This is a genomic window from Clostridium sp. UBA4395, assembly GCF_002390995.1.
In the GTDB taxonomy this organism is placed as follows: domain Bacteria; phylum Bacillota; class Clostridia; order Clostridiales; family Clostridiaceae; genus Clostridium_J; species Clostridium_J sulfidigenes.
The window spans coordinates 1-15,070 of record NZ_DGRF01000068.1; the positions used below are offsets into that span (position 1 = coordinate 1).

The window sequence follows — 15,070 nt, forward strand, 5'->3', positions numbered from 1 at the left end:
CTTCACGTGCTAAACTTCTGATTCCAAACCTATCTCTGCAATCTATATGAAAATATCTCCAAAATATATTTATATTCATGTATAATATATATTAGTTAATATACATTTGTATTTATAATATTAACAAGTTAAAAATTAAATTCAAAAACATAAAAATATAAAAGGAGTTAGCTATGTTGAAATATAAATGTTTAGTCCTTGACCATGACGATACCGTTGTTAGAAGTACACCCGAAATACATTTTCCAGTATTTAGAAATACATTATTTAAACTTCGTCCAAATATAGAAATAACTCTAGATGAATTTATGATGTATTGTTTTGATCCTGGATTTAATTCTTTATGCTTTGATATTTTGAAGTTTACAGAGGAGGAAATGAAATATCAACTTACTACATGGAATGAGTATGTAAAAAACAATGTCCCTGCTTTCTATACTGGATTCGAAAGAATTATTCAAAGACAAAAGGAAGAAGGTGGACTAGTTTGTGTTGTCTCTCATTCCTACAGTGAAAATATAAATCGTGATTATTTAGAGAATTGTAGTCTTGTTCCAGACATGATTTTCGGATGGGAACGCTGTGAAGAAGAGCGTAAGCCTAATCCATATCCTCTTCAGGAAATTATGCGTAAATATGACCTTAAACCTAATGAACTTATAATGATTGATGATTTAAAGCCAGGCTTTGATATGGCAAAGAGTTGTAATGTAGATTTTGCTAGTGCTGGATGGTCACACACAAATAGCTTAATTATAGAATTTATGAAAAAAAACTGTGATTATTATTTTAATAAGGTTGAGGAACTTGAAAAGTTTTTATTTGAATAACATTAATCCCAAAGTCAATGAATAGATATCTCTTTCCAGAAGGTGTACATGGAACTTTTTTTCAATAATGTATTATAATAAAAAAATAAATACCTCTGCCAAATAACTATGGCAGAAGTATTTATTTTTCTACTATCTAAGTAGAATTTTACTCACTCCCTCAACAGCTTTTTTATGCGTCTTTTTACTACGTTTGGTTCCAAAATTGCTTGCCTTCTTTTACCTGTTGATTTATACAAAACAGTAATGTTTTTACTTATGCGTTCATACATCCTTACAAAAAATAAAATTTACTAAAATCCACACAATTAACCCCTAACTTCTTATCCTCAATAATATTATTATTCATATTTATCCAACTCTTACATTTATCAATGATAATTGCATCACTAGATACTACATTTTCTTTTGTTTCTAATATACTATCCACATTGTTAATAATCTCTACATCCACTTTAAATTGTAAATTTTCTAGCAATTCTAAGATTCTCATTTTCAGTCTCCCTGAATTTGAAACTGGTTTATCTAAATAGAATATAGCTTTATTAACTTTATATTGTTCTAATCTTTCACCTAGTAGTTTAATTGCTATATCTGTTTTATCTATGACTGAATATGTACCCCGAAGTCCTGCTAAATCTCTTATTGTACCATCCATTGACTTTATAATTAGTGAATTAGAAAGTGCAACTTCTAGAGTTATTATTGTATTAAAGCCATCTATGTTTATTATTTTCCCCGAAAAAGAACCAATAACTTCTTTAGCTTTTCTATTTGTAACATCTTCACTTTTAGAAATTCCCCTCACTAAAGCAAGCCTCTGCCTTTCAGATAAAAGATAGTGATTTCCTATAAAAGTTGATGCTCCTTTTATGTTATATTCCCTATTTAATAGAAACAATAGCTCTTCTCCTGCTTTATGTAATTTACATCTGTATTCATCTCCAAATTCCTTTTCATCCCTTGGGACATACCCTCTTCTAGTAGTTTTACTCAATATATTCACCTTACTTTCAACAGTAATATATTTTATATTATTACCTTTCAGTGGCCTTTTCTACTACCTTTCTTTTTTCACCATTCATTATGCTCCACATTATAAGCATTATTCATCTCTTTTGTATGGAATCTATTAAATTGATAAATACTTTAATATGTGTTACTATTAGGCATTGAATAAAGGATGAAAGGTATGAGTAAATGAATTTTATAGAATTAGGAATTAGTACAAATATAATAGATATATTAAATAAGTCTGGGATAAAAGATCCAACTGATATTCAAAGAGAAAGTATTCCATATATTAAAGATGGAAAAGACCTTATAGCTGAAGCTCAAACTGGCACAGGTAAAACTTTAGCATTTCTATTGCCCATTTTTGAAAATATTAATCCGAACCTTGATGCTACACAAGTGTTAATACTGACTCCAACCCGTGAGTTAGCTATTCAAATTACTAACGAGGCCTCTAAAATAGCTGAGAGCGTAAATATAAATATTTTAGCTGCTTATGGCGGAAAAGATATAGGTTCCCAATTAAATAAGCTTAAGGGAAGCATTCACTTAATAATAGCTACCCCTGGAAGACTTCTTGACCATCTTGAGAGAAAATCAATCAATTTATCTAAGCTTAAAACCTTTGTTCTTGATGAGGCAGATCAAATGCTGCTTATGGGTTTTAAAAATGAAGTAGAAAATATAATTAAGCATACCCCTAAAAACCATCAAACATTATGTTTTTCTGCTACTATGGATTCTTCTGTTAAAAAACTTGCTTATAGATATATGAAAGATCCTATTGTGGTGTCTGTAAAAAAAGAAAGCATAACTCTTTCTACTATAAATCAAGAAATCGTTGAAACTACAGATCGCTTAAAGCAAGATTCTCTCTTCAAAGCTCTTGAAGAAGATAACCCATTTATGGCAATAATCTTCTGCAGAACTAAAAGAAGAGCTGATGCTCTTGAAATGGCTATGGGTAAAAGAAAATTTAATTGCGAGAAAATTCATAGCGATGTTCCTCAAAATAAAAGAGAAAGAATAATGAAGTCCTTTAGGAATGCGGATATTCAATATCTAATTGCAACGGATGTAGCTGCAAGAGGTATTGATATTTCTGGTATTACTCACATATATAACTATGACATTCCAGAATCTCCAGAAAGCTATATTCATAGAATTGGTAGAACAGCTAGAGCTGGTGAAAGTGGCTATACTTGCTGTTTTATGGACCCAAAAGATACCTATTTACTTGAAAAAATTGAAGAAAAAATAGGATTTAAAATTTCTAGAAGAAATATAGATTTAGTGTAACTTGAAGTTTAACATGATATAAAATAATAAGGTACTAGGGGATTTATTTCCCTCAGTACCTATCTTTAAATTATATTTTTTACATTTATATTAACCAAAGTTTAATTCCGCATTTTTTAAATGGTTAACATCAAAAATAAAGGTTTCTATTTTTATTATTAATCATATTGTATATAACTTCATCTATTTCTAATAATTATTATTAGATAAATTTTTTTATTAAATCAAGGTTATTCTTTAAACGCTTATTACTAGGTGATATTTCAACTGCTTTTGTTATATAATAATATGACTTCTTGTAAAGTTGTAAATTAAAACAAGCTATGGAAGCAAGATCATATGGTTCTGAACCCCATGGTCCTGGTTCATTAATATAAGATAACGGTCTATCTTCTATTTTAAGTGCACATTCTATCATATAAAGCACCCCTGACCATTCTTGTAATCTATATAATAAATTTGCCATATCTACATAGGGTTCTCTCAAATTAGGTTCCTCTAAAATGGATTTGGCAAACCATTCCTTAGCTTTACTAATATCTCCTTTCTCCATATAAGATTTTGCTATATATCTCATAGAAGCAGAACGTTCAGCTTTCCATAATGCTGTTGGTAATTCTAGGTGCTTTAATAATGTACTAATACATTTATCCCACATCTCCATATACATATATTCTCTGCCTAAATAGTGTAAGTTTCTATCATCAGTTGGATCTTCTTGTACCGACAATTCAAGAAGACCTAAATATTGTGCCCTAGATTTTGATTTTTCAGGATAGTGATTTAGTTGTATTTTGGGTTCAGTACTAACAATATATTGTTGATCACCATAATAATTCAAAACTTCATGAACAGGATGAACCCATTTAAAGCCATTACGTGCATGAATTTTTTCGTATAAAAATACATATCCTTCATTTCCATCTTCATCAAAATTCCAAGTATATCTATATCGTAACTGTTGAGTATTCTCTTTCCATGCATTCTCAACCTTTTCTCTCCAACCCTTTTCAAATACCTCATCTAAATCTGTGCATACACAAATATCAGTGTCTTCTGGCACTAGTTCTAACGATTTATTTCTTGCTACATCAAACCTCCATGGATTAAAAATTTCTTTATATACATTCACTCCTAATTCTTTCAGCTTGTTTACTGTATTATCTGTTGAACCAGTATCTAAAACTATTATACTATCAGCTTCAGACATTGAGTCTACCCATCTTTCTACGAACTGTTCTTCATTTTTACATATTGCATATACACAAATTTTATATGAATTCATCATAAAACACCTCACTATGCTCTAAAATCTTTACAATTTATACATTCATTTTTATAATCTTTAAGTATTTCTATTACTATCCTTAAATTTAGCTGGGGTTATTATAACCCCAGCTGAGTAAATTTTATAGGTGTACGCTAACTATTGATAAAGATGCACGAACATTTGCGTCTGTAGCCAGCAATACTGAACTCGTACTTATATTGGTTAAGTTAATTGTATCACCAACAGCTCCATTTATTATTACAAATCCAGAAATTTGATCTCTTACATTACTAGGATTACTTGCTGGCCCCTGTATGGACCCATTTTGCAAGACTGCAAAAGAAACATAACTTGCTGTTGTTCTCTCATAAGAAACCCACCAACTAATGTAGTAAATTCCTGCTCTGTTAATAGTAATAGTTGTGTTTGTATTCCAAACTAAATCTCCATCATAATTTGCATTAATAGCATCAAATATGATTGGAGCATTTGCTAGAACTTCTTGTTGTAGATTTCTAGAAACTTGAAGTCCTCTTAATTGTGAATTTCCACCAGTAGGGCCTGTCGGTCCTTGTGGTCCTGTTGGTCCTTGTGCTCCCGTTGCTCCTTGTGGCCCTGTCGCTCCTGTTGCTCCAATTGGTCCTTGTGGGCCTGTTGGTCCTTGAGCTCCTGTTGCTCCTTGTGGCCCTGTCGCTCCTGTTGCTCCAATCGGTCCTTGTGGGCCTGTTGGTCCTTGAGCTCCTGTTGCTCCTGTTGCTCCTTGCGGTCCTGTTGGACCTTGAATTCCAGTTAACCCTATTGGTCCTATTGGGCCTGTTGGTCCTTGAGCTCCTGTTGCTCCTGTTAGTCCTTGTGGGCCTGTAGAACCAGTTGCCCCCGCTGCTCCTGTTGCTCCTTGTGGGCCTTGTGGTCCTGTTGGGCCTGTTGCTCCTGTTGCTCCTGTTGCTCCTGTTGCTCCTGTCGCTCCTGTTGCTCCTTGTGGGCCTGTTGGGCCTTGAGCTCCTGTCGCACCCGTTGCTCCCATTGCTCCTTGTGGGCCTGTTGGGCCTATTGGGCCTTGTGGCCCAGTTGGGCCTTGAGCTCCTGTTGCTCCTGTTGCTCCAGCTGCTCCTGTTGCTCCTGTTGTTCCTGTCGCTCCTGTTGCTCCTGTTGCACCTTGTGGGCCTGTTGGGCCTTGAGCTCCTGTTGCTCCTGTTGCACCTGTTGCTCCTGTTGCGCCTTGTGGTCCTGTTGGTCCCTGTAATCCCATGTAACCTCTTGGACCTTGTGGTCCTGTCGCTCCTTGCGCACCAGTTGAACCTGTTGCTCCTATTGGACCTGTTGGTCCTTGTGCACCTGTCGCACCTGTCGCACCTGTTGCTCCCATTGCTCCTTGTGGTCCTGTTGGCCCTTGCGGTCCCATGTAACCTCTTTGTCCTTGTGGTCCTGTTGGCCCTTGCGGTCCCATGCATCCTCTTGGACCTTGTGGTCCTGTTGGGCCTTGTGGTCCCATGCATCCTCTTGGGCCTTGTGGTCCTGTTGGCCCTTGCAATCCCATGCACCCTCTTGGACCTTGTGGTCCTGTTGGCCCTTGCGGTCCCATGCATCCTCTTGGACCTTGTGGTCCTGTTGGGCCAATACAGCAGCAACACTGTTGTTGACATTGATTGTAATAAGGACATTGTGAGCAATTATATTGATACTCTGGACAATAGCTTGAATCATTACTATAATCACTATTGTCTACATTTAAACCTTGGTTTGTATAATTTATTTGATTGATGTTTTCACCATTATAATATTCTGACATAAATGATTTCCCCCTATATCTATATGAAATTTTATTTCTATAAGATTCATTATTATTATACTCACCTATAATAATAAATGTTCATAAAAAACAATAAGGTACTAGGGGATTTATTTCCCTCAGTACCTATCTTTAAATTATATTTTTTACATTTATATTAACTCAAGTTTAATTCCATTCTTCTATTTCTTACTGTCATTCCCAATGATTCATAGAATTTAATAGCATCTTTATTAAACTCCCATACAATCAACTGTAAAGATAAAGCTCCTTCTGATTTTGCATAACTTACAACATAATTAAAAAGCAATCTTCCAATACCATTCTTTTGCTTACTAGCTTTAACACAAAAATCTTCTATATAGGCAAATGTCATTGGTCTAAGTATCTGAATAGTTCTATGGGCCATAATTTTCACTATGCTATATGCTACCAACTCCTTATTCTTAAGATCTTTTACTACAAATACCTTTGTGTCACTGGTGCTTAATAACTCATAAAAATCTTCTTTTATCAAAGGAGTATCAGTATTCACATAAACATCTGGTCTATTTTCAACATGTAAATTATGTACTTCTTTAACAAGATTATTGATCTCAATATAATCGCTTATAATTGCTTCTCTTACATGCAAATTCATAAAAATCTCCCCTCTTTACCCTTGTCTTCTAAATTAGAACTTGATTTAATTTATCTGTAGTTTGAGTTCATTATCCCCAATCATCTTTTATTGTATTTATGCACTTAAATCCATTATTCAAATACAATTCAGTAGCTTTACTATTCAAGTCTGCAACATATAAAATAATTTGCTTGACTTCAGATTTTTGCAAATAATTAATAGCAAAAAACAATAATTTCTTTCCATATCCTTGATTTTGATACTTTTCGTTTACAAACAAATGGTCTATAACATTTTCATTTATTTCAACAGAACCTATCATTTCTTTTTTTATAAACAAAATAAAAACAGAAGAATTCTTTTTTATCATTTCCTCTCTAGTATAAAATGAATCTGGATCTAGATTTGTAGCTATACTCAAACTACGAAAACAATCACAACAAATGCTTCGGTAATCATTGTAATATTCATCACTATAATTAACTACATCTATGTCCGAATTCACTTTTTCACCATAATATTGCATTTCATGTACAATAACTTCAGCCATTTTATACCTCCACTCTTTCTTCCCATGAACAGCTTCTTAGTAAGAAACTACTATCCTACCATAGAAATTTCTAATAAAATTTAACTATAGACTATAATCGTAATCTATACTTCTTAACGATAAATAAAATGCTTTATTTCCTTTGAATTATTTAATGTTAATACTTCTGCAACTCTATAGCTAAAACAAAGTCATCAATTTTAAACAATATATCTTGATTCACTATACAAAATATCCTCCTTAAAAATTATTATAATATTTATCTATCATTACCCTATGACTATTTGGTATATTGTCAGGTAATTGTTCATAACTAAAAAATTTCAATTCCTTCGTTTCAAAATCATCTATATTTAATACTCCACTAAAACTTTTAGTAAAATATCCAACAGTTATAAAGTATGCTTTATCGCCATTAGGTAAGTCCATATAGCATTTTTCTCCTGATGTAGTCCCTAGTAGCCTTAGCCCCTTAATATCTAATCCAGTTTCTTCCTTTGCTTCTCTAATAGCAGTTTCTTCAAGGGATTCTCCTAATTCTGTAATTCCTCCAACTAGTCCCCACTTATATGGAAATGTTCCCCTTCTTTGAAGCAAAATTTGATTGTTTTTGTTGATTATTAAAATATTTACCCCTGCTAAGTTTATTGCATCATGTCCAACTCTATCACGTATGTATTCTACGTAATTCATATTCTCAAATTTGCTCATCCTATTGATTATTTCAAGAATCTGACTTACTATAGCCTCTACTGGTAAGGAACCATCTATTACAAAATCAGAGTTTGGTTTAATTGAATTCAACGCTTCTAAATAACCTAATCTTCCACGTGATAAATAAACATCTAAATCTTGCCTTATACTTTCAAAAGAAAATTCTTTAAAATCTCTCAATATACGCCTAGCCATGGCAATATCCAGAGGTGTATCAATAAATATTGTCAAATCTATATATTTACTCATTTTATCATATTTATAAGCAAATGGATAATCAAGTATTATGTAGTCTAATGATTCTATAGAATTGGAAAGTAAGGAATTTAAATCATTAATTAAAGGTGTCAAGTTCCATTCATTATAATCTGTACCTCTCTCAACCCACTCACATATATCTTCAGGACTATCAAATTCATAATCATCAAAGTATAATGCTTTAGAATTATGTAATTTTTTATTTAATGCAGTTGTAATAGTAGTCTTTCCACCACCAGATACTGCTGCTATAGCAATAACTAACTTCTTCTTAGTATCCATTCTAATCCTCCAATTCTTAATTTATATTTCTCTTATTATATAATTTTACTGCAAAGTTTCAATATTACCGGTATTACATATTATCAAATAAAACTTTCAAATTTCTTGGAATTACTTCATACCATTGATCAATTCCTAGCATATACACTTTCGATTTAAAGCCCGCTGAAAAAGAATCAATGGATTTCCCTTCTAATAACATATTGGTTTCTTCTTCTGTAAAAATTATATCCTCAATAATTTTCTCTTTTTGCTCCGAATTCATTGGACAAATACGCTGACAAGCCAAACAATCATATAAGGTGTGATGGGCAGTTATAGGAATCCTAATACACACTTGTGAAACAAGCCCTAAATATCTTTGATAAAGTTTCAAATGGTATTACCTGATTATCAAATACTTGTAATGCGCCTTTTGGTGTAATTTTATATTCTAATAACTCATCTTTATATTGAAATACTTTATCTACAAAAATATTTATATGATCATTGAATACGCGAATAACAATAGTTGTTCTATCTATATAGAGACATGGAACTTTAGTCCACATTTTTTCTTTTATATCAGGAACTATATCATGAATTATATTTCTAATAGACTCCAATCGTTTTTCTTTTTCCACTCCATAACTAGCAAAATAATCTGAAACTTCTTTACATTTAATCCCCATAATTTCCTCCCACTTTTATACTTAATAATTTAACTATAGAGTATACTCACACTGTCAGAGTAATTTTTCATATAATCTAAACCAATTCAACCCATAGTTTCCAAGCCCTAAGTCAACAGTATCAATATATTTAAAACCACATTTCTCATATAGTTTAATTGCAGGTATATTACCTTTATAGACATCCAATCTAATTGATTTAACCTGTGACTTAATACTATGCTCAATAGCAAAATCCATTAACGCTTTACCTACACCACATTTCAAAAACTTTGGATGTACTACAAATGTATATACTACAAAAACATCTGAATAATCAGACTTAAATCCCCATTCTGCATTATAATATGCAGGTTCAGGCTCATGGCTTAAAATAATAGAACCAACTATTTTATTATTATGCTTTGCTACATAAAGATTTCCATGTTTAACTCCATCAATTGCATTTTGCCTTACAGGATATATCCCTTTTATCCATCCGGGATAGTTTACTCCTTCTGCTAAATGGTCATTTAAATCGTTATAAAGCTGTTCTAACTCATCAAAATCATCAGCTTGTCCTAGTTCAAAAACTATATCCATATATGTACCCCTCCAATTAACTTAAATTTATCTTCATTAGTCACTATATCCAATTAACCATTCTTCTCTCAAAATTGCATAGTGAACAACATCATAGAAAATACCTTTTACTTTTACTTCCTGTATGCCAGTTCCTTCATATCTCATACCACATTTTTGCATAACACGACCAGAGCCCTCATTTCCTATGTAGTGCGTAGCTTCAACACGATTCAATTCTAGTTTTGAAAAAGAAAAGTCTAGTATTAGATTTAAAGCCTCTGACATATAACCCTTATTCCAATAACCTCTATTCAAAACATAACCAAAACTCGCTTTATTATCTTCAATATATAGTCTTAAATCAATGCATCCAATACATTTTTCTTCTTCTAATTCAATTGCAAAAACTCCACTTTTATCAATATAGTATGTTTTCACAACGTCCTCTATTTCTGATATCTCCTTATATGAAGGCCATGTTAAATATTTTGTTACAACATCATCACTGGCATATAAAAAAACATCATCTATATCATCCAAAGTGAATGGTCTTAAAATTAACCTCTTTGATTTTAAGACTAAATTTTCTCTTAAAATTTCATTGTAATCAATCACGGTATACACCTCACTAAAATATTCTTCATAAATCTAGTAATCAATGTCCTTCATTAATTCTAATAACTTTTCTATTAAATTTCTTTTTAATTATCAAAATGGAAAGGTTGCGAATTAACACAACCTTGCATTATATTCATTTCACAAAAATTAATCCCCGTTACTCAAAAAATTTAAGTATACTACCATCAATGGTGGTAACCTCACAGGTTTTTCCTCCCCATGGCTCCGTTACAATCTCTGTTATTTGATCCCATCCATTCTTCTTGACAAATTCATATAATTGTTCTATACCTTGCACAAGCATGAATCCAACCATTATTGAAAGTGCATCTCCCTTAAACATATGAATTCCTGTGAAGGGCGCAATATGCAACACTTCTATTTCTATAGGTATGTTGCTTACACAACCATAATTACCAATGCCATCTTCATCTCTTGCATCAATTTGTCCATACCATCCAAGTACTTCTTTAAACCATTTTAACGTTTTATCCATATCTTGGGTGTAATATACCGCTCCTGTTTCTTTTACAACATAGCCTCTTTCACTAAAATCACTCATAATTACTTTTCCTCCTGATAAATTTGATTTTACAGATATACGGGAGAATGTTTTTAAATTACTCCTCTTCTTTCTTGCTATGGATGGAGTTATCCCATGAAATCTGGAGAATGCTCTTGTAAAACTCTCATTAGTTTGATAACCATACTTTATGGCAATGTCCAAAATACTGCTTTCTTCCCTCAAAAGTTCATACCCAGCTAATGTCAGTCTACGGTTTCTGATATACTCTCCTAGGGTGCAATCACACAATATTGCAAATATACGTTGAAAATTAAAACTTGATGTGTATATCTTTGCAGCTAATATATCAGCATTTAGTTCTGACTCAATGTTATCTTCAATATAGTCAATTGTGTTTTGAATACTCACTATCCAGTCCACATTCTCACCTCCCTACAATTCTTATCATACTAAAATACAATTTATCATTCTTGACATTTTATGCATAATTTTGTTCGGATATTGTGCTCTCCTTTTAGTTAAGTGGAGCACGCGCATAGTATATTGATATTTAGATATAAATGCCATTTAATGGTTAGATAGTACAATTCCCTTGCGTACAGTTAAATAAATTTTTACTTATATTGTTTTTTCTTTATCCATTTTTAAATCTATCTAAAACTTTATATTCTACTGATTATTTATTCTATTAAGTATTATTTCTCTATGCCTTGATATTTCCTCATATATTTCTTCTCCATATAGTATTCGTCCATGTCCTGGAACAAGAATTTCAGGTTTTAAATCTTCAATTAATTCTAATGTTTTTAGCCAATCAATCCATAATTCTTTATTTCCAAAAGCTAATGTAGGTAAAAAATCTGAATATATAGTATCGGCAACATATATAACCTTGTCCATTGGTTCATAGACCATTATATTCTTATCTGTATGCCCATTGGCTATATATATTTTAAGATTAACACCTTCAATTTCTAATTCTGTATCTCCCTTAATTTTTATATCTGTTTCAAAAGACTTAACCCCTTCAAAATATAAATAAGCTTCTTTATTTTTTCTTCTTCTTTCAATTGTAATTTCATTATTGCATTCCTCTATATAACTATCTATCTCCTCTTGTTTTAGACTTACTCCCTCACGGGCTAATATTTTTACTCCTTTAGATTTGAAAAAAGAACTACCAAATATATGATCATAATGACCTTCTAAGTTAATAAGATAAGATACTTTATTCTCTGGAGCAACCGCGTTAGCGTATCCTAAAATAGTTTGAGCTGACTCTTTATTAAATCCTGAATCAATAATAACAGTCTCCTTTTCTCCTATAATAAACCCTGCATTAACAGAAAAACAATCAGCATGAGATAAACCTGTTATACAATAACATTTATTAGATAGTTTCATATTTTTCCTCCATACTATTTTAATATAATTATTTTAACCAACTTTTTATAATAGTAATTTCAAATAAAATTTAATAGATTAATTATAAATTACGCTCTTTTCTACTTTATACCTTTAACAACAAACTCATGTACACGTTCTTTTATAAAACCTACCTTTTCATATAAAAACCTTGCTGAATTTCCTTCAACTACCCAAAGTGCCACTGTTGTATATCCTTTATCTAACAATCTATTAACAGCATAGCTTAACAATGCTTTTCCATACCCTTTATGTTGATGCTCTACTCCTACTGCAAGTGAATCTATTTCATTAGCTTCAAGTCTAACAGCTGCTACTATTTCATCATTTTTACGTAGCAAAAATATATTTTCTGCATTTTCTTTGTAATGATTTCTCTCCTCCTCACTTGGAAGGCTCAATGTAGAATCTAGGCCCACAGATAAACGCATTTTATGAAATGCTTCACTGAAAACTTTTTGACATTCATGATAATACTTATCTTCATAATTTATAATTTCATCGTTATCTACCGCCAATTTGCTACCATTATAAGTCATAAAATTAGATTTAAACCAATAGTTATATCCATTCTTATACAAAAATGTTTTTTCAACATCATTAACTCTAAAATCACAAACTATTTCCTCGACTCCAACATTTCTCATTGTATCCTCTAAGTGCTTTAACAAGGCAGTTCCAATACCTTTTTTTCTTTTTGCTGGTTTCACATAAAAAGTCATACTAGTCTTTTTACTTACTCCAGTAAATACACCTACACCAACTACTTCAGATTCAACTACAACAATGCTCCCATACTGAGGCCATCTATTTAAGCAGCTAATTACATCGTTTCTTACAAAATCATCATCTGAAATAAGCTTATTTACTTCATCTTTATATTCATACTTATACTCTTTAATACATAAGTTCATAATTAAATACATCCTCCAAAACATTTATCATAAAGATATTTCTACTATATATCCTTTTCTATTCTGCTATTTTTCATTGATATCCCACTAATCCTTTATTTTAATAGCATCTTTTTACCATCTTTTATATATACGCTAAAAACTTTAATATTCCTCTTTTTATAAAGTTATACTATATTTTACATGAATATTTATTTAACTTATGAGCAAATCAAACAAATTTAAACAAAAATAAACTTCAGAAGAGCACTATCTCCTCTGAAGTTTATTTACTTATATTTACTATTAAATTAAACTTTATAAAACTAAGGCTTTCCTAACCAAGTTATAATCCCTTAGATTCACAGCATTTTTTATACTTTTTACCACTACCACATGGGCAAGGATCATTTCTTCCAACTCTTACCTTTTCTATGTTAACTCTATTAGAATTATTTTTCTCTGCTTCTGTATACCCATTATATTTCCAAGCTGGGATTTTCCTACAAACATCATCTATTGCATTAATTATTTCGCTTTCCAAAAATTCTGGTACAGAAAGATGATCAAGAGCCTTCTTAATTAGTTCTTCCTTACCTTCTAATTGATATGTTTCATATGTAAACTCTAGTAATTGTTCTATGCCATCTCCTGGTATATCATAGTTATCCTTAATAACTTTTATAAATTTTTTATAGTTATTTTTATCACCTATGTAATCTCTTCTACTAGCCTTAAGCAACTCTGTTTTTGTAAGTTGTTTGTAGTCATCTGTTAATCCTTGTAATTTTAGAGCTTCCAACTCTTGTATATCGCATAAAAAACCATTTAACCCAAAACTATCTTCATAGATATACTCAGCACAAGTTTTTTCTCCCATAGCTAAAATTTTCTCTACTTCTTCTAAGGGTAAATCTATCTTTGCATCCTCAGGTAATCTTTCCATAAATTCTTTTGCAGAAATCCCACCATAATAGTAAAGCATACCTCTAAATAACTTTATTATCTCATCATTTTTTTCTATAGACTTCTTGTCTATTTGTGGTATAACTTTAAGAAACTGCTCTGGTGCACAAAGATATAATTTATCATCACTTTCAGCAATATATAACATTCCCATTTCTTGCATAAATATAGAGTTTTCGGACTCATCCATATGTCCACTTATAGGAATAATTCCATTATTTTTTAGTATTTTTTGTAAAGAAATATAACAATCACTATCTACATATTTCAATACTTTTAAGATTGCATCTTCATAATTAATGGCAATTTTATCAATCAAATCATCTTTTTTATCAGCTGACTTATATTCAATGTTTAATTCATTCATTATCTCTTTTAAAGTATCCTTGGTTTCCACTTTTAGAAGTTCCTTTAAATCTTTAGAACACTGTCTTTTCAATGCACTCTTAGCTGTCCTTTGAATTCTTTTAAGGATAATTTCATCTACTAACCCTGCAATTTCAGTATCTACATCTTCTAAATATCTTTCATCCTTTAAGTCATTAGCTTCATGTTCTAGGATGTTTGTTTCATTAGTAGTTTCATCCGTAACTTGTTTTTCACAGAAATAAGATTTTTCTTTCATTGTTCCCTCCTGATTTATCTTTATGTTTCAAAAACTATTGTACTATAATTATTTATTAATTTCTATTGAAGTAAAATAGTTAATTCCTTATTTAATAAATTATAACATAAGACAATGATACTTTTAATATCATTGTCTTATGTTATAATATTAA

16 protein-coding genes are annotated in these 15,070 nt (G+C 31.3%); 2 read left to right on the forward strand and 14 right to left on the reverse strand.

The features are described 5' to 3' along the window. The first annotated feature begins 173 nt into the window (after positions 1-173). The gene (locus tag B2694_RS11975) at positions 174-830 is read left to right on the forward strand and encodes an HAD family hydrolase (protein ID WP_346885938.1); all 657 of its coding nucleotides are present in this window, start codon (positions 174-176) and stop codon (positions 828-830) included. A 274-nt stretch (positions 831-1,104) separates the two neighbouring features. On the opposite strand, the gene B2694_RS11980 is transcribed toward B2694_RS11975, so the two are convergent. Beyond that, positions 1,105-1,827 (reverse strand): DUF434 domain-containing protein, encoded by a 723-nt coding sequence (locus B2694_RS11980; RefSeq protein WP_346885939.1) that lies wholly within the window; start codon positions 1,825-1,827, stop codon positions 1,105-1,107. Positions 1,828-2,030: 203 nt separating this feature from the next. On the opposite strand from B2694_RS11980, the gene B2694_RS11985 reads away from it, so the two are divergent. After that, entirely contained in the window at positions 2,031-3,143 is a 1,113-nt protein-coding gene (locus B2694_RS11985; RefSeq protein ID WP_346885940.1) for a DEAD/DEAH box helicase, read from the forward strand. Between the two features lie 202 nt (positions 3,144-3,345). Here the strand turns inward: B2694_RS11985 and B2694_RS11990 are convergent, their stop codons facing one another. The 13 genes from B2694_RS11990 to B2694_RS12050 form a co-directional block, all read right to left on the reverse strand. After that, positions 3,346-4,431 carry a glycosyltransferase gene (locus tag B2694_RS11990; RefSeq protein ID WP_346846652.1) on the reverse strand — a complete coding sequence of 362 codons (1,086 nt, stop codon included), beginning with the start codon at positions 4,429-4,431 and terminating at the stop codon, positions 3,346-3,348. 121 nt (positions 4,432-4,552) lie between these two features. Then, on the reverse strand, positions 4,553-5,860 hold the full coding sequence (locus B2694_RS17785) for a hypothetical protein (protein ID WP_414632732.1): 1,308 nt from the start codon (positions 5,858-5,860) through the stop codon (positions 4,553-4,555). Positions 5,861-6,359: 499 nt separating this feature from the next. Beyond that, positions 6,360-6,842 carry a GNAT family N-acetyltransferase gene (locus tag B2694_RS12000; RefSeq protein WP_346885941.1) on the reverse strand — a complete coding sequence of 161 codons (483 nt, stop codon included), beginning with the start codon at positions 6,840-6,842 and terminating at the stop codon, positions 6,360-6,362. Positions 6,843-6,912: 70 nt separating this feature from the next. Continuing rightward, positions 6,913-7,374 (reverse strand): GNAT family N-acetyltransferase, encoded by a 462-nt coding sequence (locus B2694_RS12005; RefSeq protein WP_346885942.1) that lies wholly within the window; start codon positions 7,372-7,374, stop codon positions 6,913-6,915. A gap of 240 nt (positions 7,375-7,614) precedes the next feature. Beyond that, on the reverse strand, positions 7,615-8,628 hold the full coding sequence (locus B2694_RS12010; protein WP_346885943.1) for an NUDIX domain-containing protein: 1,014 nt from the start codon (positions 8,626-8,628) through the stop codon (positions 7,615-7,617). 73 nt (positions 8,629-8,701) lie between these two features. Then, a complete protein-coding gene (locus B2694_RS12015; protein ID WP_346885944.1) occupies positions 8,702-8,965 on the reverse strand; it encodes a hypothetical protein in 264 nt (87 codons plus the stop codon). Then, a complete protein-coding gene (locus B2694_RS12020) occupies positions 8,955-9,299 on the reverse strand; it encodes a hypothetical protein (protein WP_346885945.1) in 345 nt (114 codons plus the stop codon). Before B2694_RS12020 ends, B2694_RS12015 begins: the two co-directional genes overlap by 11 nt. A 54-nt stretch (positions 9,300-9,353) precedes the next feature. Next, complete coding sequence (locus B2694_RS12025; protein WP_346885946.1) at positions 9,354-9,881, reverse strand: GNAT family N-acetyltransferase; 528 nt, start codon at positions 9,879-9,881, stop codon at positions 9,354-9,356. Positions 9,882-9,917: 36 nt separating this feature from the next. Beyond that, positions 9,918-10,478 (reverse strand): GNAT family protein, encoded by a 561-nt coding sequence (locus B2694_RS12030; RefSeq protein ID WP_346885947.1) that lies wholly within the window; start codon positions 10,476-10,478, stop codon positions 9,918-9,920. A 160-nt stretch (positions 10,479-10,638) separates the two neighbouring features. Continuing rightward, complete coding sequence (locus B2694_RS12035; RefSeq protein ID WP_346885948.1) at positions 10,639-11,427, reverse strand: helix-turn-helix domain-containing protein; 789 nt, start codon at positions 11,425-11,427, stop codon at positions 10,639-10,641. A 249-nt stretch (positions 11,428-11,676) separates the two neighbouring features. After that, positions 11,677-12,411: an MBL fold metallo-hydrolase gene (locus B2694_RS12040; protein ID WP_346885949.1), complete on the reverse strand. Its 735-nt coding sequence runs from the start codon at positions 12,409-12,411 to the stop codon at positions 11,677-11,679. A gap of 101 nt (positions 12,412-12,512) precedes the next feature. After that, a complete protein-coding gene (locus B2694_RS12045) occupies positions 12,513-13,346 on the reverse strand; it encodes a GNAT family N-acetyltransferase (protein WP_346885950.1) in 834 nt (277 codons plus the stop codon). Between the two features lie 325 nt (positions 13,347-13,671). Beyond that, positions 13,672-14,916 (reverse strand): SEC-C metal-binding domain-containing protein, encoded by a 1,245-nt coding sequence (locus B2694_RS12050; RefSeq protein ID WP_346885951.1) that lies wholly within the window; start codon positions 14,914-14,916, stop codon positions 13,672-13,674. Between the last annotated feature and the right edge of the window lie 154 nt (positions 14,917-15,070).